The following is a 21,000-nucleotide window of genomic DNA, read 5'->3' as shown; positions in this document are numbered from 1 at the left end:
GTCACGATCCGGCAATTCGAAGCACCATATTCGTGACGGATTTACGATTAACTACAGCGGTCGGGTACGACGAATGTGAGGCGACAAAATGGCCAAGCGGAAAGGGTCGACCCAGGAAAAGAAAGACGACACGATCGCGGTGGATAAGGTCGTGATCGTGTTCCCGGGCACGAGCGACGAAACCCGTGGCGTGGTGATCGAGGATTTCGGGGACATGGCTGGGAAACCGGTCGACATCGGCGATCAGCACGTCGCTGATCCGGCGCGCCGGTGGGCGGTCAGCCTCGACGACGGACGACTGGTATTCGTTGATAGCGACAATTTGACGGTGGCCTAAATCTGGCGGCGAATACAGCGGAAGCCGATATGGCTCATGCCGGTGTCGATCATTTGCGGACGGCGCGCGGCGGGGCGATACCGCATGCAATAGCTGTCGGCGCACAAGAATGACCCGCCCTTGATCACCTTGCGTCCGATTTTGAACTGAGGCTGCGCCGGGTCGTAGCTGTCGGCGGCGCAGCACGCCTCGGTGGCGCGGTCTTCGCCGTACCAGTCGGCGGTCCACTCCCACACATTGCCGGCCATGTCGAACAACCCGTAGCCGTTGGACGGGAAGCTGCCCACCGGCTTGGTGGTGCCGTAGCCGGACTCGGGCAGGTACGGGAACTCGCCGTGCCAGTAGTTCGCAAGGCGCTCGCCGGGCTGCTCCGGCTCGTCGCCCCACGTGTAGGTCGCGTGCGCGAGGCCGCCGCGGGCCGCGACCTCCCATTCGGCTTCGGTCGGCAACTCCAGGCCCCCCCACGCCGCGAAGGCCTCGGCGTCCTCGTACGCGATGTGCACGACGGGATGGTCCTCGCGGCCCTTGTACGACGACCGCGGACCGCGGGGGTGGTTCCAGCATGCGCCCGTCGTCCACGTCCACCACTGGTAGATGTCGCGGAGGTCGACGGGCCCGGCGGTGCGGGTGAACACCATCGACCCCGGCTGCAGGTTCTCCGGCGGGGCGCCCGGATAGTCGTCGGGGTTCAGCGGACGCTCGGCGACGGTGACATACCCTGTGGCAGCGATGAATTCGGCGAACTGCGCGTTGGTCACCTGGTAAGGCTGGATCCAGAACCCGTCGACGCTCACCTCGCGGGCGGGCGCTTCCTCGGGGTAGTGCTTGTCGGAGCCGACGACGGCCGATTGCGCCGGGATCCACACCAGATCCTCGGCCGTCATGTGTCGACTCTGCATCCAGCGCGGGGGTTACTCGAGCTTCTGCGCCCTGAGTGCAGAGTCGACGCAAAGGGGTTAGGCAAAGACGGTGGCCCAATCATTCTTGATGCTGGCGACGGTCCAGCCGCTGGAGCCGGCCAGCTCCAGCGCCTTCTCCGCGCCTGCGGTGTAGTCGAATTCGCGTTCGGCGTCGTCGTGCAGCACCAGCACACCGAACGATGGCCCAGACCCCGCCGAGGCGTACTGCAGCATTTCGATGTCGCCGTTGGAATTGCCTGCGACGAAGATCGGCCGTCGCCCGGTCCGGCCCCAGATGCGCGCCGGCTTGACCGGGCCGTCGTCGAGAAACTCCGCTTTCTCTGTGGTGTAAAGGTTTCCATCGCGGAACTCCAGCCCGACGGAGCTGCCGATTACCCGCTCCGGCGGAATGCCGTACATGTCCATGGTGACCGGACGCATGAAATCGCGGCCGCCACCGGAGGCGATCAACGTGGTGAAGCCGTTGTCTTCCAAATAGCGCAGCAGTTCGACCATGGGTCGATAGCCGCATGCCGTATACGGCCGGTTCAGCGTCGGATGTTGGGCCTCGGCAAAGAACGCCTTCACCCGCGCGGCGTGCTCTTCGACGGTGATATCGCTGTGCGCCGAAAGTATCGCCCCGGCAAGCACTTTCAACTGTGAGTCGTCGCCCTGATAGTGCTTGGTGACGACGTCGCCGAACCAGTTCAGATCACCCTCGACGGCGGCTTTGTACGGCGGCGTGTCACGCAGCGACGGGTCCGCGGTGGCCTGCTCGACGAACCGGCGCACCAGAAAGTCGAGCTGAATATAGGCCGGCTTCTCGCACCACAGCGTCCCGTCGTTGTCGAACACGGCGACGCGCGAAGCCGGTTCTACCTCGGCGACGGCGCGCCCCACGAAGTCGACAATCGCCGACTTCGCAGGGCCGTCGATCCAGGAGTCCACCATCTAGTCCTTCGCCAGGAACTCGTTCAGTTTCTCCACTGCCTGGTCGATGCTGAAGCTGGCCGGTGGGTGTCGCGGCGGGAACTCCTTGAACGTCTCGAGGAACTTCGTCGCCATCGCGGTCGCGTAGAACACGAAGAAATCGTGCTTGAACTGCCAGTCGTAATACGTGTTCGAGGTGATGTTGGCGAACTCGAACGGGTCGGTTCGCAGGTTGAACAGCAGGGGCACCCGCAGTGGCGTGAACGGTTCAGCCCAGATCCGCAGCGTGCCCTGACAACGCTGTTCCATGAACACGACCTTCCAATTCTCGAACCGCATGGCGACCAAATCGCCGTCGTCGGAGAAGTAGAAGAAGCCCCGCCGCGGGCTGTGCTCCACCTCGCCGGTCAGGTACGGCAGCAGGTTGTACCCGTCAATGTGGACCTTGTACTCGGTTTTTCCGTCGGCCCCGGCCTTATGTCCCTTCTTGAGCTTCTCGATGATGTCGGGTTCGCCGGCGGCGGCCAAGAGGGTGGGTAACCAGTCGTGGTGCTGGATGATCTCGTTGGACACCACGCCTGCCGGGATCTTGCCGGGCCAGCGGATCAGCTCGGGCACGCGGAAGGCGCCCTCCCAGTTGGTGTCTTTCTCGCTGCGGAACGGGGTGGTGCCCGCGTCCGGCCAGGTGTTGCGGTGCGGGCCGTTGTCGGTGGAGTAGATGACGATGGTGTCCTCGGCGATGCCGAGTTCGTCGAGGCAATCCAGCACCGTGCCGACGTTGCGGTCGTGGTCGATCATCGTGTCGTGGTAGCGGGACTGCCACAGCCCCGCCTGGCCAACGCTTTCCGGCTTGGTGTGCGTGAACGCATGCATGTGGGTGAAGTTGCACCAGACGAAGAACGGGTTGCCCGCCTCGTTCTGGCGCCTGATGTAGTCGACGGTGGCATCGGCGATGTCGTCGTCGATGGTTTCCATCCGCTTGCGGTTCAGCGGACCGGTGTCCTCGATGGTCTGCTTGCCGATCGGGCCGAACTTGGGATCGTCGGGTTCTTTGGACACCTCGTCGGTGGCCTTGCACTTGAGCACCCCGCGTGGATGGGCCAGCTCATAGAGCTTCGGGAACTGGTCTTTGTGTGGATAGTCGAACTGCTCCGGCTCCTCTTCGGCGTTGAGGTGGTACAGGTTTCCGAAGAACTCGTCGAACCCGTGCACGGTCGGCAGATACTTGTTGTGATCGCCGAAATGGTTCTTGCCGAACTGTCCGGTGGCATACCCCAGCGGCTTGAGCAGTTCGGCGATCGTCGGATCCTCCGCGGCCCAGCCGATGTCGGCGCCGGGAATACCGACCTTGCTCATGCCGGTGCGGTACACGCTTTGCCCGCTGATGAACGCCGCGCGGCCGGCGGTGCAGCTTTGCTCACCGTAGGAGTCGGTGAAGCGCATGCCCTCAGCGGCGATGCGGTCGATGTTCGGGGTGCGGTAGCCCATTAGGCCATCGCTGTAACAGCTCAGGTTGGTGATGCCGATGTCGTCGCCCCAGATGACCAGAATGTTGGGTTTACCGTCGGGCACAGCTCCTCCTTTAAATGGTGGAATCCCCGATGCTACGGGGCTGAATGCCTGACGACGCGAAATTCACGTAGCCGACATTAAGAAATTAAATCCGTTGTCCGCGTTGACGATAAAACTCGCGCAGCATGGGACCGGCGGTCCCGTCGGCCGGTGGGCTACCCTGGAAGAGTCGTAGGTTCGTCGCGTGCCGCCACCCGGTTACCGTCTGCGATTGGTTCTATAGCTGACGGGAGCACCACCTATGGTGCAAGTCGCTTCCAAGTCTTCGAGTGTTACCCGGCTGGCATTGTGTGGTCATTCCACTCTTCCGGACAGCGTCGATGGCGCGTGGTGGCCCAAGAGCACCGACCTGAAAACGGAACTGCCGGATCTCGTTGCAGTTTTCGGTCGGTGGCTGGGCCCGGTGCATCGGGTGGTCTACGACCGCAGCATGTGGCAGCCGGCGCCGTCGCGAATCATCCGGGGTAACTCGGCGATCGCCGTTGACCCCTACCAGCTGGTCGCGGGCGACACTATCTATCTGATGGGCACGCATTCGCGCAGCGCCGTGCTCTACGTCGTGCCGCCCTCCATCCCCGCCGACGCCGCAGGCCGCATCCTTGGCGCGGTCTCCGACGCGGTCGAGCCCATGCAGGTCGTCGCGCTGCGCCATCTCGTCCGCCATTTCACTCCCACATCTGGTGCGAAGGCTCGCGACGGCGCACCCTTGTAGGTGGAGGTGATTGCGATGTACGACAAGGCCTTGGACAACCAGTGGCACGTCGAGATCGAGTTCTCCGAGGATGACGTGCACACCCACGCGTCCGCGCACGCCAAGCTCCGCGACGAGGCCACCCTGACCACCACCGGCGACGCCTACCGCAACCCGAAGGACGACAACCAGCCGATGGTCGGCGAGGAAATCGCCGCGGCCCGCGCGCTGATCGCCCTGGGCACCGAATTGCTCCATGAGGCGTCGACGCGGATCGAGAACGCCACGCACCAGCCGGTGCACCTGTATCACTGAGCCGTGGCGCTCGCGGTCTGCCTGCTCTTCGACCGGCGATCCGAGCGGGCGGTGCGCGGGCTGTGGAACCGGCTCGAGGAGCGCGGTGTGCCCAGCCTGCGCTCCCACACCCACGGCCGCCACGTCCCGCACGTCTCGTATGCGGTGTTGCGCAAATGGGATGACGCCGAGGTGATCGCCGCGCTGACGGCACTCGACGGCGGCGAGCCGGTGGAGCTGAGTTTTGACGGGGTGGGGTTGTTCCGCCGCGGGCGGGCGTGGCTGGTTTCCGGAGTGAGCGCCGACGTGGTGGCACGCCAGCAGCTCGTCGTCGAGGCCGTCACCGCGACCGGCGCCGAGTTGCACAAGCACTATCGGCCGGGCATCTGGTTGCCGCACTGCTCGCTCGCGCCGCGCGCGACACTGGCTCAGTTGCCGACGGTGGTGGCCGCCGTGATGGATGTGCTGCCGCTGCAGGCGCGGTTGGACCGGGCTGCGTTGGTCAACAGCGCGACCGGTGAGGTCAGCCCGCTACGTGCTCTTCCGTGACGACCGCTACCGCATGCGGGTGCGCCGCGGCCTTCATCTGGTTGAACAGGTCGACGTAGTACGGCAGGCACTCCTTCATCGCCTGTTCGGTGGTGTAGAGCGGCCGGTAGCCCAGATCCCGCTGCGCCTTGGCGATGGAGAAGTAGTTGTCGAGATAAAGCCGTTCCACGGCAAGGGGCTCCAGCATCGGCTTGGGCAGTCCGAAGCGGAAGTGCAGCCACTGCCACACCGTCATCACCCACTTCACCAGCTTTCCGGAGATCCTCAAACGCGGGTAGGGCTCACCGCACGCTTCGACCACCGGCCGGGAGAACTCGAACATGTTGATCGGTTCACCGTCGTTGATGAAATAGGCCTGACCGGGTGCCGTCCCGCCCGGCACCAGGTGCTCGGCGGCCAGGATGAAGCCGTGAATCAGGTTGTGTACGTAGGAGTTATCCAACTTGATGTGCTTGCCGCCGATGAGCACCTTGACGTGGCCGGCGAGCACGCTTTCGAAAACCTTGCGGAACATGGTCTGGTCGCCGCGGCCCCAGATACCGCTGGGCCGGATGGAGCAGGTGAGCATGCCGCCAACCCCGTTCTGCGACAACACGAATCGTTCGGCGACGACCTTGGTTTCGGTGTAGAGATCGTTGAATCGCTCGGTGTAGGGCAGTGTTTCGTCGCCGCCGGAGATCGGCTGGCCGCCCATCACCACGCTGTTTGACGCGGTGTAGACGAAGCGTTTCACGCCCGCCGCCTGTCCCGCGTGCACGAGGTTCTCGGTGCCGCCGACGTTCACCGCGAAGCTGCGCTGGCGGTACTCCTCGGTGACCGAGGCGCCGCCCATCAGGTCGATGATCGCGGCGGTGTGAAAGATCGTGTCGATACCCTCGACGGCTTTCGCGACGGTCTCCGGATCGCAGATGTCGCCCTCGATGACCCGAAGCCGAGGATGGGCCGGCAGCGGGGACGGTGCCCGGTCAAAGGAGGTGACCTCGTGACCGCGTTCGAGCAGGGTGGTCACCAGGTTGGCCCCGACAAAACCGGAGCCCCCGGTCACCAGCACACGGCCAAGATCAGTCGTCAACGAAGCATCGCCCATGCGGCGAGCATAAATGAAACATGTTTCAGTTTCGAGTCCCTACTTCGAGACTGGTTGCATTGTCAACTTTCGTCGGCGTCCCGGGAGGCCAGCGCATCCTCCACTCGCTTGCGGGCACCAGCTAAGTGCTCTTCACAGCGTCGAGCCAGTTCTTCGCCTCTTTCCCACAGTTTCAGCGACGCATCGAGGTCAAGTCCGCCCTGTTCGAGACGCTGCACGACATCGATCAGCTCGTCGCGGGCCTCTTCGTACCCCAATTCACTAATGGGCTTCATGTCTTGGCCTCCTCGGCGCCGTCGCTCGTCGCCGCTATGGCCCCGTCGGACACTCGCACCCGCAGCCGGGTGCCCGCGGGCGCGTCGTCCGTCGTGCGCAGCACCGTCGCCTCCCCGGAATCCGAGACCGTCTGCACCACGGCGTAACCCCGTTCGAGGGTGGCCGCGGGTCCCAGTGTGGCCAGCCGGGCCGACAAGTTGCCGACGCGGTCGGTCTCGGCGGCGATCAGCCGGGTGATGTCGCGGCGCGCGGCGGTGATCGCCCGGTGCACTTCCTCGGAGCGGGCGGTCAGGGCGCTCAACGGCTGGGCCAGCACCGGGCGGCTGCGCAACTGGTCGAGCGCGTGCTGCTCGCGGTTGACCCAGTTGCGCAGGGCGCGGGCGCTGCGCCGGCGAAGGTCGGTGACCAGGGCTTGTTCGGCGGCGGCGTCGGGGACGATGCGCTTGGCGGCATCGGTCGGGGTGGCGGCGCGCAGATCGGCGACGAGGTCGCACACCGGGTTGTCGGGTTCGTGGCCGACCGCGCTGACGACGGGCGTAGTGCACGCGGCGATCGCGCGGCACAGCGATTCGTCGGAGAACGGCAGCAGATCCTCGACGCTGCCGCCGCCGCGAGCCAGCACGATCACGTCGACGGCGGGATCGGCGTCCAACGCTGCCAGCGCCGCGACGATCTGCGGCACCGCGTTGGGGCCCTGGACCACGGTGTTGCGCACCGCGAACCGCACCGCTGGCCAGCGTGCCGACGCGACCGTCATCACGTCGCGCTCGGCGGCCGATGCGCGGCCGGTGATCAGCCCAATAGAGTTGGGCAAGAACGGAATCGGGCGCTTGAGTCGCGGATCGAACAGGCCTTCGGCGTCCAGCAGCCTGCGCAACCGCTCGATGCGGGCCAGCAGCTCGCCGATGCCGACGGCGCGAATCTCACTGACGCGCAACCAGAATGAGCCCCGTCCGGTGTGAAAATACGGCTTCGCGCACACCACCACTTGGGTGCCCTCTGACAGCTTGACGGGCGCGTTGTGCACCAGGTCGCGGGGACAGGTCAGGCTCAAAGACATGTCCGCGGCGGGATCGCGCAAGACCATGAACGCCGTCTTGGAGTCGGCCCGGACCTTCAGTTCGGTCAACTGGCCCTCGACCCAGACGATGCCGAGGCGGTCGATCCACTTGGCAACCCGGGTGGCGACGGCGCGGACCGGCCACGGGTTCTCGGGGGACTGCCCGGGCTCAGAAGACGTCACTTGGCGGTGGCGCGGGTGATCCTGTTGGCCAGCAGGGTCTGGAACGGTGCCCGCGCCCTGGTGGCGCCCTCATAGGCCAGCAGCGCCTCGAGGTCGGCCACCCGCAACGAGGGCAGCCGGGCCCGCAGCTGTGCCAGCGTCAGCGACTCATAGTCCAGCTCGTGCACGATGTCGGGCGGGTCGGCCTTCGCCAGCCTGGCTTCCTTCTCGGCGGGACCGTCGCCGGGCTGATCCGGCTCGCCGCTGGTGAAGAGCGCGAACCGGCCCTCGGTGCGGCGTTCCCCGTCGCCGCTGGGCCGCGGGGGCAGCTCGTCTTCCAGGTCCTCGTCGAACGTGGCCCATTCGGGCTGCTCATCCTTTGGCGGGAACAGTTGTTCCAGCGTCTCGTCGCCCTTGATGACCAAGTCGGCCAGGTCCTGCTGCACCTTCATCACGATGTGCGCGACCTGGCTGGCAACCGTCATCGGATAGGTCAAGATCGCCTGTGGAAGCTTCCGGGTTTCCTCGATGGCCGTCGCCGCCGCTCCGACCAGCAGCCGGACCCCATACGGTGCTGTTCCCATGGCCCCTAGCCTACGGCTGGCTTGTCGAGGTCGAGGGTCAGTACCCTGGAAGCCATGCCGCCGACGATCAACATGGGGATTCCGGGTGCTTCGAGCTCGGTGAGTGGCGGCGTGACGGGTAAACGCGTCCTGCTGGCCGAGCCGCGAGGGTATTGCGCCGGCGTCGACCGCGCCGTCGAAACCGTGGAGCGCGCACTGGAGAAACACGGCGCCCCGGTCTACGTGCGCCACGAGATCGTGCACAACCGCCACGTGGTGGACACGCTGGCCAAGGCGGGCGCGGTGTTCGTCGACGAGACCGACGAGGTGCCCGAGGGCGCCATCGTGGTGTTCTCGGCGCATGGTGTGGCGCCGACGGTGCACGTCAACGCCAAGGAACGCAACCTGCAGGTGATCGACGCGACGTGCCCGTTGGTCACCAAGGTGCACAACGAGGCCAAGCGCTTCGCCCGCGACGACTACGACATCCTGCTCATCGGCCACGAAGGCCACGAGGAGGTCATCGGCACCGCCGGTGAGGCGCCCGATCACGTGCAGCTGGTCGACGGCCCAGACGCGGTGGACAAGGTGACCGTCCGCGACGAGGACAAGGTCATCTGGCTGTCCCAGACCACGTTGAGCGTCGACGAGACGATGGAGACCGTGCAGCGGCTGCGAGAACGCTTCCCCAAGCTGCAGGACCCGCCCAGCGACGACATCTGCTATGCCACCCAGAACCGTCAGGTCGCCGTGAAGGCGATGGCCCCGGAATGCGAACTGGTGATCGTGGTGGGCTCGCGCAACTCGTCGAATTCGGTGCGGCTGGTGGAGGTGGCGCTGGGCGCCGGCTCCGATGCCGCCCACTTGGTGGACTACGCCGACGACATCGACCCGGCCTGGCTCGACGGCGTGACGACCGTCGGCGTCACCTCAGGTGCCTCGGTGCCTGAAGTGTTGGTGCGGGGTGTGCTCGAGCGATTGGCCGAGTACGGCTTTGACATCGTTCAGCCGGTCACGACGGCGAACGAGACGCTGGTCTTCGCGCTGCCGCGGGAGATCCGTCCCGCGCGCCGCTGATTACGCGTCGTACTCCCACGCATCGGTATCCCGCCGCGACCGCGGCCGGGTTCGGTACTGCGCACGGGCGTCGTCCCCGTCGTCGGTGCCGCGATACCGCACCCGCGAGATCGGATGGTGAGTCCCATTGCGGGCGGCCTCCTGGGCCTCGAACGCATCGAAGTCATCGACCCGCCGCCGGGCACGCTCATAGGCGGCGCGGCGGTCGGTGGGCGGCTGCCTGCGTTCGCGTGGGGCTTGGGTGCGGGGTCGCCAGCGCGGTTCGTCGGCCGCCGACGGCTCGGCCCGTCGCGACGGGCGGGGCCGGCGCGGACGCTCCGCGGGATCGACGAAGTCGGGCTCGGGGGGACGGGTATGCCGGGAGCGCGACGGCGTGGCCCGTTTCACCGGCTTGCGGGCGACGCGGGTGGCGCCCGGCGCGGTGGCCTTGCCTGCGCGGGCAGGCCGCTCGCTGGGGCGTTTGCGCCGCGGCGGCTCGCGTTCGAGCCCGTCGTCGGCCGGTTGGCGGGCGGTGAGCGACGAGATCTTGGACGTCACCGCGGCCAGCAGGCCAGTGCCCGCGGCGGCCTTGGATTTTTGTGTGGCGGGTGTCTTCGACTTCGCGGTGATGCCGTAATACCAGCGGGCCATGCCGATCAGCAGCACCGCGGCCGAGGTGAAGAACATCAACGGGAACCGCTCGATCAGCGGATAGCCACAGTTGATCAGCGTGTCCTTGAGGCTGGTGATCTGCCCGCCGTGGAACAGGAAGTATGCGCCTGGCACCGCGACGAAGAGGATCAGCGGCGGCTGAATAACCGCCGTGAAGATGCCCGCCTGACGGACGGCGAGCACGGCGAGGATGCAGCCCAGTGCGTAGCACCCCGCAAAGACCATGCTCAGCTCTCGTTCGCCGGAGCCGGCGTCGAACGCGAAGCCCATGGCGGTAGCCGTCACCGCCAGCAGCACAGCTCCCCACCACGGCAGACCCGGGATGTTGGGGTGCGCGGATCGATGGTCGGCTTCCACCGCCGACCGTGCGCGCTGTCCTGACACACGTCGACCGTACCGGCTATCTCTGGCGGAGTGCTGCCAGCACACACGGGCGAGTACGTCACTTCTCCTAGACTCTGGTGCCTGTGGGTCTAAACCTGGGAATCGTCGGGCTGCCGAATGTGGGCAAGTCGACCTTGTTCAACGCGCTGACGCGCAACAACGTGCTGGCGGCCAACTACCCGTTCGCGACGATCGAGCCGAACGAGGGCGTAGTGCCGTTGCCCGATTCCCGGCTCGACGTGCTGGCGAAGATGTTCGACTCCGCCAAGATCGTCCCGGCGACGGTCACGTTCGTCGACATCGCGGGTCTGGTGAAGGGAGCGTCGGAGGGCGCCGGGCTGGGCAACAAGTTCCTGGCCAACATTCGCGAATGCGATGCGATTTGCCAGGTGGTGCGGGTGTTCACCGACGACGACGTCGCGCACGTCGACGGCCGGATCGATCCGAAGTCCGACATCGAGGTGATCGAGACCGAGCTGATCCTGGCCGATTTGCAGACGCTGGAGCGGGCGCTGCCGCGGCTGGAGAAGGAGGCGCGGACGCACAAGGACCGGCGGCCGGTTTACGACGCCGCGGCGGCCGCGCAGGAGGTGCTCAACGGCGGCACGACGTTGTTCGGGGCGGGCTTCGATGCGGGGGAGTTGCGCGAGCTGAACCTGTTGACCACCAAGCCGTTCCTGTATGTGTTCAACGCCGACGAGGCGGTGCTGACCGATTCCGCGCGCGTGGCGTCGCTGCGGGAGTTGGTGACGCCGGCGGACGCGGTGTTCCTGGACGCCAAGATCGAGGCGGAGTTGCAGGAGCTCGACGACGAGTCGGCGGCGGAGCTGCTGGAGTCGATCGGGCAGACCGAACGGGGCCTGGATGCGTTGGCGCGGGCGGGCTTTCACACACTGCGGTTGCAGACGTTCTTGACGGCGGGTCCAAAAGAGGCGCGGGCGTGGACGATTCACCAGGGCGACACGGCGCCCAAGGCCGCGGGCGTCATCCATTCCGACTTCGAGAAGGGCTTCATCAAGGCCGAGATCGTGTCGTTCGACGACCTGGTGGCCGCTGGGTCGATGGCGGCGGCGAAGGCGGCGGGCAAGGTCCGCATGGAGGGCAAGGACTACGTCATGGCCGACGGCGACGTGGTGGAGTTCAGGTTCAACGTCTAGCGCCCGTTGACTCTGCGGCTATGGCGGTGTTCTCCCGCACTTTTGCGCCCTCACCGCAGTGTCAACGGTTGCGCGGCGTGCTTCTAGCGTCCGCCGCGTATGGCATCATGGAATGCATCATTTGATGCAGAATGAGGTGCGCAATGCGAACGACGGTAACCATTGACGATGCGCTTCTGGAGAAGGCGGCCGAGCTCACGGGGGTGCATGAGAACGCCGCCTTACTCCGGCAGGGTTTGCAGACGCTGATCCGAGTGGAGAGTGCGCGCAGACTCGCTGCGCTGGGTGGAACAGATCCACAGGCCACAGCCGCCCCTCGGCGGAGGGCGTCAGGCGAGTGATTCTCGTCGACACTTCGGTGTGGATCGATCACTTCCACGCGAACGATCCGAGGCTGGCGGCACTGCTGGTCGCAGACGAGGTCGGTTGTCACCCAATGGTCATCGAAGAGTTGGCATTGGGTTCGATCACGCAGCGCGAGGTGGTCCTGGACTCACTGGAAAACCTCCATCAGTTTCCGGTCGTCACCCACGAAGAGCTTCTCCATCTGGTCAATTCTCACCGGCTGTGGGGCCGCGGGCTCAGTGCGGTCGACGCCGGCCTCCTCGGATCGGTGCTCATCGCGGACGGAGCGAAGTTGTGGACGAGGGACAAGCGGCTCAAGCAAGCCAGTATCGATGTCGGCGTGGCGTCGATCGATGAAGAGTGATGCGTGGTCTCGCGGCGTGGTCGAATTCCTGGCTGCGGGCGAGATCGACACCATGGTCACGAGAACGGGCAATTGCAGTTGTTGAACAACCATGGCGTCGACCTCGTCGCCAGTCGCCACGACTAGTCCGTAGTCCACTGGCCTTCACATCGAGCGCATTGACTACTACAGTTCGTAGTAGTCAATGGAGGAGGCGGGATGCGGTGGCGCGGTGTCAGCCATGTCGAGTTCGCGGTATTGGACTATGACGACTCCATTGCGTTCTACGACGAGTTGTTCGGCTGGCTCGGATACAGCAGCTTCTCGTCTCTGAACATGGAATACCAGTCGATCTACTACATGACGCGATATGTCAACCCGCACAGCTACATTGGTATTCAGCCAGCGCGCACGGGGGTGAAGTTGACCCATAGCGACCAGGCGGTCGGCATCAACCACATTGCGCTGTGGGCCCGCAGCCGAAAAGAGGTCGACCGCTTTCATCGCGACTTCTTGATGAAGCGAGATGTCCCGGTCACCGACGAGCCGAAGGAATACCCGCAGTATTGGCCCGGCTACTACGCCGTGTTCTTCGACGACCCGATCAACCGAATTCATTGGGAGCTGGCGTGGATACCGAAGGTTCCCACGCCCCAGCAAGTTTGGTCTTTCTATCGCGCACTTCGCGGTTTCGCCAAGAGCCGGCCAGATCTGGCGAACACGGTGCCTGGCGTTACCCGGCAGGCGAAGCGAATGCTGCCCCGTCGAGACTGACGCAATGGTTGCAATCGGACGCTCGACAGCGACCATTTCGTCGATCTCGGGACGGACAGCTACACCACGACGGCGATCTCGTCACCCAGCCGGTAGCCCGGCGCCAGCGGTAGATTGTCGCCGCTCCAGAACTTGCCCGGATCGAACCAGCTGTAGTGCTTCTCGGTGGTGAGCAGGCCCATCTCCTCGTAGGTGATCGCGACGGTCTCCGCGCAATACGCCGTCTCCAAACCCACTTCGCGTTTCTGCGCCTTCTTACGCTGCGTCGACTCACGAACTTTGCTGTCCACGAACGGAATTCCCCGCGTCCAATCAGCCAGCGTCGGCACCCGGCCCCGGAACCAGCGGCCGGTGAGCCGCATCGTCGACGGGAACGGCGTGCCGTCCATCCGCGCGATCACCCGCAGCATCCGATCCTCTTGTTCACGGCTGGCGTGCGGGATGAGCTGACGCAGCCAGCACCGCTGCCCGTAGTTGTGCACCCACCGCTCCACGGCCTGGCGCGCATCGTTGAGCTGCACCCCGCGATGGTTGTCGCCGGTCCACATGTCGGTGAGCTTGTCGCCCAGTTCGGCATGCCACATCAACGGCGGCAGGTCGTCGATCGCGACGGTCATGCCGACGTGGTTGACCGGGGCGTTGGTCAGCGTCTGGATCGCCCGGTCGGGTCCCGATCCACCGCGAAACAACCAGATGTCCCCGGTGCGGGTCTCATCCAACGCGCGCTCCAACGACACCGTGTTCGCGTCCACACGCCCAACTTAGAGGCACACTTTGTTCATGCGCAGCATCTGGAAGTGGATTGGCCTGGCCAGTGTCGCCGGTGTCGTCGCCGGCGGTGTGCTGGTGGCGCGGGATCAACGCCGACGCAACTCCTATACGCCCGACGACATCCGCGCCCGGTTGCACCAGCGCCTGGCCGAGGCCGAGAAGGGCTGATTACCCCACCGCGTACAGCCGATGCGTGCCGGAGAACCCCTTGAGCTCAACCTCGCGGCCATCGTCAAACGTGATGTCCTCGACGTCGGCCAGCGCGTTGCGCACCGGTTCGCTCACCAACGTCTCACCGCCATCGGCCTGACCGGCCACCCGCGCGGCCATCGCGACGTTGCGGCCGAACAAGTCGTCGCCGCGCCGCACCGACTTGCCCATGTGAATACCGATCCGCACGCGAATGCCGTTGGGCCGCTTGCGAAGTGCGCGCTGGATGTCGAGGCTGCACCGCACCGCCTGCTCCGGCTGGGCGAACGCGATCATGAACCCGTCGCCCTGACTCTTCACCACGTGGCCGGAATGGCGATTCACGCATCGGCGGACCATCTTGTCGTGGCTGCTGATCAGCCGCACCCACGCCCGATCGCCGATGCGGTTGTTCAGCGCCGTCGACTCCTCGATGTCGGTGAACAGAATCACCACCTTGCCACTCGGCGCCAGCCGCGCGAGGTCGGGCCGTTCCACCTCGGCCCAGTCGGCGAGGTCCTCGATGGATGAGCGCACGGCCGCGCCGAGGCCCTCCTTGCGCAGGATGCTGGCCGTCTGCCACACCTTGCTGACGGCCTCCCGGCCACCGGTGAGCAGCATGGTGCGGGTGTCGACGCGCCGGCGTAGCTCGTCGGCCTCGCGCCGAGTACGGGTCAACACCACCCAGAACACGACGAGCGCGATGGCCTCGACCACGGCGATGCCGGCGAGCACGTAGATCGCGATCATCGTTCCCGTCACTGCTCAAGTATTGGATGCTGGAGTTGTGCAGTCCGACAAGGCCCCCTATTACGAGAGTCGCTTCATCCGCGCCAACGACCCGGACGGTCCACGCGCGTTGTGGCTGCGCGAGACCGTGTTGCGCCCGACGGCCGGCGATCCCTCCGCCGATGTGTGGGTGATGCTGTTCGATCCCGACGGCGCCGGCAATCGGGCTGTCAAGGAGCCCTATCCGATGGGCTCCGCCGCCTTCGAGTACGACACCTGGACCGCCCAGATCGCGGCCGCCACGCTCGACGACCGCTCAGCTCGCGGCGTGATCACCGGCGGAAAGCATTCGGCCCGTTGGGATCTGCGCATCACACCCGGTGACGAGGAGCCGGTGAAACTGCTCACCGAGCGGGCATATCGCGCGCGGTTCCCGACCGCGAAGACGATGGTCCGCCATCCGCTCGCCCAGTTCGACGGCCAACTCGAGATCGACGACGTCCGGGTCGTGGTCGACGGCTGGACCGGCAGCGTCAACCACAACTGGGGACGACGGCACACTCCGGCGTATGCGTTCGGCCAGGTGTGCGGTTTCGACAACGCGCCCGACTCGACACTCGAAATCGTCACGGCCCGAGCGAGAATCGGGCCACTTCGGCTGCCGGAGGCCACACTGTTCGTATGGCGCCATGGCGGAAGTGAATACGCCGTGCGATCGATCGCCGCCACCCGGCTCACCCGCGGCAGCTACTACCCGTTCGCGTGGTCGTTCACCGGGCTGGCCGACGGAATCGAGTTGGAGGGCAAGATCACTGCCGAACCCGGCGATGTCATCGGGCTGACCTACACCGACACCAACGGCACGTCGAAGTTTCTGCTACAACTCGGCGTTGGCGACGTGCAAGGTCGCGGTGTGGGGGCCGCACATTCGCGACACCGAGCTCGTCGCGACTCGGCGCGCCATGTTTGAGATCCTCACAGACACTCGCCACGGCACGGTGCCGCTGTTGGCCTAACCGCCGCCCGCGAACATCACCGGTTCACGAACTGCACGACGACGTCGGTGAATGCATCGTTGTCGTCGCCGGCCGCGGTGTGTCCGGCGTCGGAGAGCTCGACGAACTCCGCGTGCGGCACCTTGGCGAGGAAGTCCTGCACGCCCTCGATGCTCACCACGTCCGAGAGCTTCCCGCGGATCAGCAGGATGGGAATCGTCAGTTCGATTGCGGCCTGCTCGAGCTTTTCCACCCGGATGAACGGGTCGTCCATCGGCTTGCTGAGAAACTGTGGATCCCAATGCCAGTACCACCGTCCGTCGCGGTGGCGCAGATTCTTCTTCAACCCTTCGGGGCTGCGCGGTTTGGTCCGGTGCGGCAGATACTCCGCGACCGCCTCGGCGGCTGCCTCCAGCGTGTCGAAGCCGTGGATGTGGTTGAACATGAAGTCGCGAATACGGGCGCTTCCGCTCTTCTCGTAGCGCGGCACCACGTCGACGAGCACCAGCCCCGTCACCTTCTGCGGTCCAGCGGCTCGGGCCGCGAGAATTCCGGTCATCCCGCCCATGCTGGCGCCGATCAGCATCACCGGCCGCCCGATCTGTTCGAGTACCGCAAGCGTGTCCTCGCACAGGATGTCCACCGAATAGTTCGCCTCGGGTGAGCGGTCGCTGTCGCCGTGTCCGCGGCTGTCCAGCGCGACGACGTGCAGGCCGTCGTCGGCCAATATCTGGCCGGTGTTCTTCCACGAGTGCCGGTTTTGCCCGCCGCCGTGCAGCATCAATACGCTCGGCCGGTCGGAATTGGCGCCGCGATTCCACTCGTCCGCCACCAAAAACAGGCCTTCGGCACCACGGAACTTCACGGTCTGTGCTTCGCTGCGCGCCTTGCTCACGGACATCCTCTCGCCAGACCCCCGCCTCACGTTACCCAGGCGCACGTTTGCGGCGGCCCTCGGCCCGCCCCCGACGCGCTCCCTACAATCGGCCCTCGTGCAGCCCGATACGACGAGCGATGACGACCGCGAAGGGATCATCGACGCCGCGTACGGGTGTTTGTCCGAGCCGCACAGCGGGCCCATACCCGTCGCGGCCATCCTGTCCCGGGCCGGGGTGTCCACCCGCGCGTTTTACCGTCACTTCGCGTCCAAGGACGAGCTTTTCCTCGCGATGCTGCGCCAGGAGAGCGACGCGCTGGCCGAGCGGCTCGATCGAATTGCCGACGACGCATCCGCAGACCCCGTCGCGGCCCTGAAGGCATGGATCGAGCAAATGTTCGGCCTCGCTCATGATTTGCGGCTGCGCACGCATTTCATGGTGCTGGACTCCGACGAGGTGCGCGCCGCGAAGGGTTACCGAGAGGCCCGTGAGCGGTCGCACGTCGACCGGGAGCGCTCGCTGGCCGCGATTCTGCGGCGCGGCCGCGACACCGGGTCGTTTCCGTTGACCGATCCTGAACTCGACGCGGTCGCGATCAGCGCCGTGGTGAGCCGCCGCATGACGACGCTGTCCAGTGATGACCCACGCCAGCTGCAGCGGGTACAGGCCGGCGTGCTCGACTTCGCGCTTCGCGCCCTCGGCGCGGATCGGCGATGAGTTCTGGTCGCCGCAGCCGTCGTCGGGCGGTCAAGAATCTTTGACACGGCAAATAGGTTCGGGCAAACCGCAATAACGATCCGCAGACATGAGAATGTTTGCTTGAGTGGATGTTTCGCCCATTGTATTAAGGCACTGACCAAACATTATCGCGGCGCAGTCTCCAAATCTTTCTCGATTGTGACCTTGAAATTTGCTTCGCCGACCTAGCCTTCCGACGTAGCCTTTCGTATGCCGTCCGATGCCGGGAGCGTGGCGCTCCCGCACCGTCACCTCGGTGATCCGGGCGTGCCCTGCGACGATCGGCGTGACGGGGGCGTAAGTGTTGCTGGCCGGGAAATCGGTGATGTACGGTTCTCCGGCGTCTCTCCGCTGTGTGGACTGGCCGCGGCTCACGTGGAGGTAGCTGAAGTTTTGTCGGAGGGAAGTCACCGGGTCATGGCACTGAGCAGCACGCGAGGAAGGACCCGTTGATGGCCGCTTCCAACATCGTTGGCAAGCCGGTGCGCGCCGTCGGCAGCTTCTACGGAATGGCGCTCGACACCTTCGTCTTGATGTTCAAACCGCCCTTCGCGTGGCGCGAGTTCATCGAACAGGCCTGGTTCGTCGCGCGGGTGTCGATCGTGCCGACGCTGATGCTGACGGTGCCCTACACGGTCTTGTTGACGTTCACCTTCAACATCCTGCTGACCGAGTTCGGCGCCGCGGACTTCTCAGGCACCGGCGCGGCGTTGGGCACGGTGCGCCAGATCGGGCCGATCGTCACGGTGTTGGTGGTCGCCGGCGCCGGCGCCACCGCCATGTGCGCCGATCTGGGCGCGCGCACGATTCGTGAAGAACTCGACGCGCTGCGGGTAATGGGCGTCAATCCCATTCAAGCGCTTGTGGTTCCGCGCGTTCTGGCCGCGACCGTGGTGTCGCTGGCGCTGGCCGCGACGGTGATTCTCGTCGGGCTCGCCGGTGCGTACTTCTTCTGCGTCTACATCCAGCACGTCTCGCCCGGGGCGTTCGCGGCAGGCCTGACCCTGATCATCGGCGCCCTCGATGTGACGATCGCGTTGATCAAAGCCGCGCTGTTCGGGCTTTCCGCGGGTCTGATCGCCTGCTACAAGGGCATTTCCGTGGGTGGCGGCCCGGCCGGCGTGGGTAATGCGGTCAACGAGACCGTGGTGTTCACCTTCATGGCGTTGTTCGCGATCAACGTCGTCGCCACCGCCGTCGCGGTGAAGGTGACGTTATGACCAGCACTGCGTTTGGTCGCCGGTACCCGCGGTTGGCGCGCAGGGTGGACGGCTGGGTCAGCGGCTGGAACAACGTCGGGATCCAGACCAAGTTCTACGGCAGCACGCTGCGCAACATCGTCTTCGCGTTCGTCCACTACCGCATCGAGTTGATGCGGATCATCGCCCAGATGGGCTTGGGCGCAGGGGCGTTGATTGTGATCGGCGGAACGGTCGCGATCGTGGCGTTCCTGACGGTGACCACTGGTGCGCTGGTCGCGGTCCAGGGCTACACCGACTTCTCCGAGATCGGCGTCGAGGCCCTGACCGGTTTCGCCTCGGCCTTCTTCAACGTCCGGTTGATCGCACCGGCGACGACGGCCATCGCCCTGGCCGCCACCATCGGCGCCGGCGCCACCGCACAACTCGGCGCCATGCGGATCAACGAGGAGATCGACGCCCTCGAGGTGATGGGGATCCGCAGCGTCGCGTACCTCGCGTCCACCCGCGTGGTGGCCGGCATCCTGGTGGTGATTCCGCTGTATTGCGTTGGCGTGCTGGCGTCGTTCTGGGCGGCGCGCTTTGGCACCACCACCATCTACGGCCAGTCGACCGGCGTCTACGACCACTACTTCAGAACATTCTTGAACCCCACCGACCTGGTGTGGTCATTCGTGCAGAGCATCGCGATGGCGGTGGTGATCATGCTCATCCACACCTACTACGGGTTCACCGCCACCGGCGGACCGGCGGGCGTGGGGGAGGCCGTCGGACGTGCCGTGCGCATGTCCCTGATCGTCGCCGCATTCGTGGTGATGATGATTTCGCTTGCCGTCTATGGGCAATCCGGCAACTTCAACCTGGCTGGGTAGCGGTATGGCTGATCCGAGAGAAGACGAGGGCCTGCACCCGGGGTGGTGGACGCTCTTCTTGCTGATAGGCGTGGTCGCCGCAATCTGGCTGACGTACGCGTTGTTCGCCGGCACGCTGAAATCCTTTGTCCCGGTTACCTTGACCTCGGACCGGTCCGGCCTGGTGATGGAGAGCAACGCCAAGGTCAAGATGCGCGGCGTCCAGGTCGGACGGGTCGCGTCGATAACCGGCGGCCGTGAGCCCGTGACGTTGAAGTTGGAGATTGACCCCGACCAGATCAAGAACATCCCGGCCAATGTCGAGGCGCAGATCCGGGCCACCACCGTGTTCGGCGCGAAGTTCGTCGACCTCGTCTACCCCAGCGATCCGAGCCCGCAACGGCTGCAGGCCAATCAGGTGTTGCAGTCGCGCAACGTCAGCACCGAGGTGAACACGGTATTCGAGAACGTGGTCGGCGTGCTGGACCAGATCGACACGGCCAAACTCAACAGCGTCCTGTCCGCGCTCGCGCAAGGAGTGCGCGGTAAAGGCGAGCGGATCGGCCAGGCCACCACTGACGCCAATGAGGTATTCCTCGCGCTGAATCCTCGCAGTGAGACCGTGCGCGCCGACTGGCAGGCGCTCAAGGCCTTCAGCGACACCTATAGCGTTGCCGCACAAGACATCCTGACGACGCTGAACGCCGCAAGCACGACGAGCGTCACCATCACCAATCGCGCGCAGCAGCTGGATGCGTTGCTGCTGGCCACGATTGGGTTCTCCAGCAGCGGGGTGGATCTGCTCGCACCCAACCAGGCCAACCTCATCAAGGCCATCAACGTGCTCGAGCCGACGACGAACCTGTTGATGAAGTACAACCCGGAGTACACGTGTCTGCTGCTGGGCGCCAAACATCTGCTGGACCACGGAGGTTACGAAGGCCCCGGCGGCAACGGGTATTCGCTCGTCCTCGACGCGGGCCTGGCGCTCGGTGACGACCCGTACCGGTACCCCGACAACCTTCCCATCGTCGGCGCCAAGGGCGGACCGGGCGGCAAGCCCGGCTGCGGGTCGCTGCCCAACGTCAGCGAGAACTGGCCGGTGCGCCAGCTCATCACCAACACCGGTTTCGGCACCGGGGTGGACTGGCGGCCCAACCCGGGTATCGGGTTCCCGGGCTACGCCAACTACCTGCCGGTGACGCGCGCGGTGCCCGAACCGCCGAGCATCCGCAATCTGTTCGGAGGCCCTGCGCCAGGGCCGATTCCGTACCCGGGTGCGCCCGCCTACGGCGCCAAGCTGTACGCGCCGGACGGCACTCCGCTGTGGCCCGGGCTGCCGCCCGCGCCGCCGCCGGGTGCACCTAAGGATCCAGGACCGCGGCCGGGTTCGGAACCGTTCGTGGTGCCCGCGCCTGCGCAGATGCAGCCGACACCGCTGCCGCCGGTTCCGATTCCGCGGGAGGTCGCGCCATCGCCGTAATCGCCCAGCACACAGA

25 protein-coding genes and 1 pseudogene are annotated in these 21,000 nt (G+C 65.5%); 15 read left to right on the top strand and 11 right to left on the bottom strand.

The features are described 5' to 3' along the window. Positions 1-88: 88 nt before the first annotated feature. Positions 89-337, top strand: coding sequence for a hypothetical protein (locus tag CWS39_RS20600; protein ID WP_102144773.1), 249 nt, complete (start codon positions 89-91; stop codon positions 335-337). Here the strand turns inward: CWS39_RS20600 and CWS39_RS20595 are convergent. The 3 genes from CWS39_RS20595 to CWS39_RS20585 form a co-directional block, all read right to left on the bottom strand. Continuing rightward, entirely contained in the window at positions 334-1,221 is an 888-nt protein-coding gene (locus CWS39_RS20595) for a formylglycine-generating enzyme family protein (protein WP_102144772.1), read from the bottom strand. The two genes, CWS39_RS20600 and CWS39_RS20595, sit on opposite strands and share 4 nt — an antisense overlap. Positions 1,222-1,293: 72 nt before the next feature. After that, complete coding sequence (locus tag CWS39_RS20590; protein WP_102144771.1) at positions 1,294-2,187, bottom strand: HAD family hydrolase; 894 nt, start codon at positions 2,185-2,187, stop codon at positions 1,294-1,296. Beyond that, positions 2,188-3,738 carry an arylsulfatase gene (locus tag CWS39_RS20585; protein WP_102144770.1) on the bottom strand — a complete coding sequence of 517 codons (1,551 nt, stop codon included), beginning with the start codon at positions 3,736-3,738 and terminating at the stop codon, positions 2,188-2,190. 241 nt (positions 3,739-3,979) lie between these two features. Here CWS39_RS20585 and CWS39_RS20580 point away from each other — a divergent pair, with 241 nt between their 5' ends. From CWS39_RS20580 to CWS39_RS20570, 3 genes are read left to right on the top strand one after another with little or no spacing between them, the layout of a single operon-like run. Then, the gene (locus CWS39_RS20580) at positions 3,980-4,450 is read left to right on the top strand and encodes a DUF5994 family protein (protein WP_102144769.1); all 471 of its coding nucleotides are present in this window, start codon (positions 3,980-3,982) and stop codon (positions 4,448-4,450) included. Between the two features lie 15 nt (positions 4,451-4,465). Further along, positions 4,466-4,744, top strand: a complete 279-nt coding sequence (locus tag CWS39_RS20575; protein ID WP_102144789.1) for a dsRBD fold-containing protein — start codon at positions 4,466-4,468, stop codon at positions 4,742-4,744. Positions 4,745-4,747: 3 nt separating this feature from the next. After that, the gene (locus CWS39_RS20570; protein ID WP_102144768.1) at positions 4,748-5,272 is read left to right on the top strand and encodes a 2'-5' RNA ligase family protein; all 525 of its coding nucleotides are present in this window, start codon (positions 4,748-4,750) and stop codon (positions 5,270-5,272) included. Here CWS39_RS20570 and CWS39_RS20565 read toward each other — a convergent pair. The 4 genes from CWS39_RS20565 to CWS39_RS20550 all read right to left on the bottom strand — a co-directional run bounded on the left by CWS39_RS20565 (position 5,247) and on the right by CWS39_RS20550 (position 8,441). Next, the gene (locus CWS39_RS20565) at positions 5,247-6,359 is read right to left on the bottom strand and encodes a 3-beta-hydroxysteroid dehydrogenase (RefSeq protein WP_102144767.1); all 1,113 of its coding nucleotides are present in this window, start codon (positions 6,357-6,359) and stop codon (positions 5,247-5,249) included. The two genes, CWS39_RS20570 and CWS39_RS20565, sit on opposite strands and share 26 nt — an antisense overlap. Positions 6,360-6,421: 62 nt before the next feature. Next, positions 6,422-6,634 carry an exodeoxyribonuclease VII small subunit gene (locus CWS39_RS20560; protein ID WP_102144766.1) on the bottom strand — a complete coding sequence of 71 codons (213 nt, stop codon included), beginning with the start codon at positions 6,632-6,634 and terminating at the stop codon, positions 6,422-6,424. Further along, positions 6,631-7,878 (bottom strand): exodeoxyribonuclease VII large subunit, encoded by a 1,248-nt coding sequence (gene xseA, locus CWS39_RS20555; protein WP_102144765.1) that lies wholly within the window; start codon positions 7,876-7,878, stop codon positions 6,631-6,633. Before xseA ends, CWS39_RS20560 begins: the two co-directional genes overlap by 4 nt. Continuing rightward, on the bottom strand, positions 7,875-8,441 hold the full coding sequence (locus tag CWS39_RS20550; protein WP_102144764.1) for a lipid droplet-associated protein: 567 nt from the start codon (positions 8,439-8,441) through the stop codon (positions 7,875-7,877). Before CWS39_RS20550 ends, xseA begins: the two co-directional genes overlap by 4 nt. A gap of 54 nt (positions 8,442-8,495) precedes the next feature. Between CWS39_RS20550 and CWS39_RS20545 the strand changes: the two genes are divergently transcribed. Next, the gene (locus CWS39_RS20545; RefSeq protein WP_102144763.1) at positions 8,496-9,497 is read left to right on the top strand and encodes a 4-hydroxy-3-methylbut-2-enyl diphosphate reductase; all 1,002 of its coding nucleotides are present in this window, start codon (positions 8,496-8,498) and stop codon (positions 9,495-9,497) included. On the opposite strand, the gene CWS39_RS20540 is transcribed toward CWS39_RS20545, so the two are convergent. Next, positions 9,498-10,532, bottom strand: a complete 1,035-nt coding sequence (locus tag CWS39_RS20540; RefSeq protein WP_102144762.1) for a DUF6542 domain-containing protein — start codon at positions 10,530-10,532, stop codon at positions 9,498-9,500. Between the two features lie 83 nt (positions 10,533-10,615). On the opposite strand from CWS39_RS20540, the gene ychF reads away from it, so the two are divergent. The 4 genes from ychF (at position 10,616) to CWS39_RS20520 (ending at position 13,151) form a co-directional block, all read left to right on the top strand. After that, a complete protein-coding gene (gene ychF / locus CWS39_RS20535) occupies positions 10,616-11,689 on the top strand; it encodes a redox-regulated ATPase YchF (protein WP_102144761.1) in 1,074 nt (357 codons plus the stop codon). 143 nt (positions 11,690-11,832) lie between these two features. Continuing rightward, entirely contained in the window at positions 11,833-12,030 is a 198-nt protein-coding gene (locus CWS39_RS20530) for a type II toxin-antitoxin system VapB family antitoxin (protein ID WP_102144760.1), read from the top strand. Next, positions 12,027-12,398, top strand: coding sequence for a type II toxin-antitoxin system VapC family toxin (locus tag CWS39_RS20525; RefSeq protein ID WP_102144759.1), 372 nt, complete (start codon positions 12,027-12,029; stop codon positions 12,396-12,398). The genes CWS39_RS20530 and CWS39_RS20525 overlap by 4 nt, the downstream gene beginning before the upstream one ends. Positions 12,399-12,596: 198 nt before the next feature. Continuing rightward, positions 12,597-13,151, top strand: coding sequence for a VOC family protein (locus tag CWS39_RS20520; RefSeq protein WP_102144758.1), 555 nt, complete (start codon positions 12,597-12,599; stop codon positions 13,149-13,151). 59 nt (positions 13,152-13,210) lie between these two features. Here CWS39_RS20520 and CWS39_RS20515 read toward each other — a convergent pair whose 3' ends face one another. Beyond that, positions 13,211-13,888 carry a guanylate cyclase gene (locus CWS39_RS20515; RefSeq protein ID WP_102144788.1) on the bottom strand — a complete coding sequence of 226 codons (678 nt, stop codon included), beginning with the start codon at positions 13,886-13,888 and terminating at the stop codon, positions 13,211-13,213. Between the two features lie 43 nt (positions 13,889-13,931). Between CWS39_RS20515 and CWS39_RS20510 the strand changes: the two genes are divergently transcribed. Then, entirely contained in the window at positions 13,932-14,090 is a 159-nt protein-coding gene (locus CWS39_RS20510; RefSeq protein WP_102144757.1) for a hypothetical protein, read from the top strand. On the opposite strand, the gene CWS39_RS20505 is transcribed toward CWS39_RS20510, so the two are convergent. Further along, positions 14,091-14,861 (bottom strand): adenylate/guanylate cyclase domain-containing protein, encoded by a 771-nt coding sequence (locus CWS39_RS20505; protein WP_102144756.1) that lies wholly within the window; start codon positions 14,859-14,861, stop codon positions 14,091-14,093. Between the two features lie 37 nt (positions 14,862-14,898). Between CWS39_RS20505 and CWS39_RS20500 the strand changes: the two are divergent. After that, positions 14,899-15,856 (top strand): annotated as a pseudogene (locus CWS39_RS20500) (hypothetical protein). 16 nt (positions 15,857-15,872) lie between these two features. Here the strand turns inward: CWS39_RS20500 and CWS39_RS20495 are convergent. Further along, entirely contained in the window at positions 15,873-16,736 is an 864-nt protein-coding gene (locus CWS39_RS20495; protein ID WP_431306155.1) for an alpha/beta fold hydrolase, read from the bottom strand. Positions 16,737-16,827: 91 nt separating this feature from the next. Here CWS39_RS20495 and CWS39_RS20490 point away from each other — a divergent pair, with 91 nt between their 5' ends. From CWS39_RS20490 to CWS39_RS20475, 4 genes are all read left to right on the top strand, one after another. Continuing rightward, a complete protein-coding gene (locus tag CWS39_RS20490; protein WP_199178223.1) occupies positions 16,828-17,430 on the top strand; it encodes a TetR/AcrR family transcriptional regulator in 603 nt (200 codons plus the stop codon). Between the two features lie 473 nt (positions 17,431-17,903). After that, entirely contained in the window at positions 17,904-18,671 is a 768-nt protein-coding gene (locus CWS39_RS20485) for an MlaE family ABC transporter permease (protein ID WP_102144755.1), read from the top strand. Next, on the top strand, positions 18,668-19,522 hold the full coding sequence (locus CWS39_RS20480) for an ABC transporter permease (RefSeq protein WP_102144754.1): 855 nt from the start codon (positions 18,668-18,670) through the stop codon (positions 19,520-19,522). Before CWS39_RS20485 ends, CWS39_RS20480 begins: the two co-directional genes overlap by 4 nt. A gap of 4 nt (positions 19,523-19,526) precedes the next feature. Further along, positions 19,527-20,984, top strand: a complete 1,458-nt coding sequence (locus tag CWS39_RS20475; RefSeq protein ID WP_102144753.1) for an MCE family protein — start codon at positions 19,527-19,529, stop codon at positions 20,982-20,984. The last annotated feature ends 16 nt before the right edge of the window (positions 20,985-21,000 follow it).

This window comes from Mycobacterium hubeiense (assembly GCF_002838065.1).
GTDB lineage: Bacteria > Actinomycetota > Actinomycetes > Mycobacteriales > Mycobacteriaceae > Mycobacterium > Mycobacterium hubeiense.
This window is presented reverse-complemented; position numbering and strand designations above follow the sequence as displayed.

Coding starts and splice junctions, on each gene's coding strand:
- CWS39_RS20600 (WP_102144773.1), top strand. CDS start 89: ATGGCCAAGCGGAAAGGGTCGACCCAGGAAAAGAAAGACGACACGATC.
- CWS39_RS20595 (WP_102144772.1), bottom strand. CDS start 1,221: ATGACGGCCGAGGATCTGGTGTGGATCCCGGCGCAATCGGCCGTCGTC.
- CWS39_RS20590 (WP_102144771.1), bottom strand. CDS start 2,187: ATGGTGGACTCCTGGATCGACGGCCCTGCGAAGTCGGCGATTGTCGAC.
- CWS39_RS20580 (WP_102144769.1), top strand. CDS start 3,980: ATGGTGCAAGTCGCTTCCAAGTCTTCGAGTGTTACCCGGCTGGCATTG.
- CWS39_RS20575 (WP_102144789.1), top strand. CDS start 4,466: ATGTACGACAAGGCCTTGGACAACCAGTGGCACGTCGAGATCGAGTTC.
- CWS39_RS20565 (WP_102144767.1), bottom strand. CDS start 6,359: ATGGGCGATGCTTCGTTGACGACTGATCTTGGCCGTGTGCTGGTGACC.
- CWS39_RS20560 (WP_102144766.1), bottom strand. CDS start 6,634: ATGAAGCCCATTAGTGAATTGGGGTACGAAGAGGCCCGCGACGAGCTG.
- CWS39_RS20550 (WP_102144764.1), bottom strand. CDS start 8,441: ATGGGAACAGCACCGTATGGGGTCCGGCTGCTGGTCGGAGCGGCGGCG.
- CWS39_RS20545 (WP_102144763.1), top strand. CDS start 8,496: ATGCCGCCGACGATCAACATGGGGATTCCGGGTGCTTCGAGCTCGGTG.
- CWS39_RS20530 (WP_102144760.1), top strand. CDS start 11,833: ATGCGAACGACGGTAACCATTGACGATGCGCTTCTGGAGAAGGCGGCC.
- CWS39_RS20520 (WP_102144758.1), top strand. CDS start 12,597: ATGCGGTGGCGCGGTGTCAGCCATGTCGAGTTCGCGGTATTGGACTAT.
- CWS39_RS20510 (WP_102144757.1), top strand. CDS start 13,932: ATGCGCAGCATCTGGAAGTGGATTGGCCTGGCCAGTGTCGCCGGTGTC.
- CWS39_RS20505 (WP_102144756.1), bottom strand. CDS start 14,861: ATGATCGCGATCTACGTGCTCGCCGGCATCGCCGTGGTCGAGGCCATC.
- CWS39_RS20495 (WP_431306155.1), bottom strand. CDS start 16,736: ATGTCCGTGAGCAAGGCGCGCAGCGAAGCACAGACCGTGAAGTTCCGT.
- CWS39_RS20485 (WP_102144755.1), top strand. CDS start 17,904: ATGGCCGCTTCCAACATCGTTGGCAAGCCGGTGCGCGCCGTCGGCAGC.
- CWS39_RS20480 (WP_102144754.1), top strand. CDS start 18,668: ATGACCAGCACTGCGTTTGGTCGCCGGTACCCGCGGTTGGCGCGCAGG.
- CWS39_RS20475 (WP_102144753.1), top strand. CDS start 19,527: ATGGCTGATCCGAGAGAAGACGAGGGCCTGCACCCGGGGTGGTGGACG.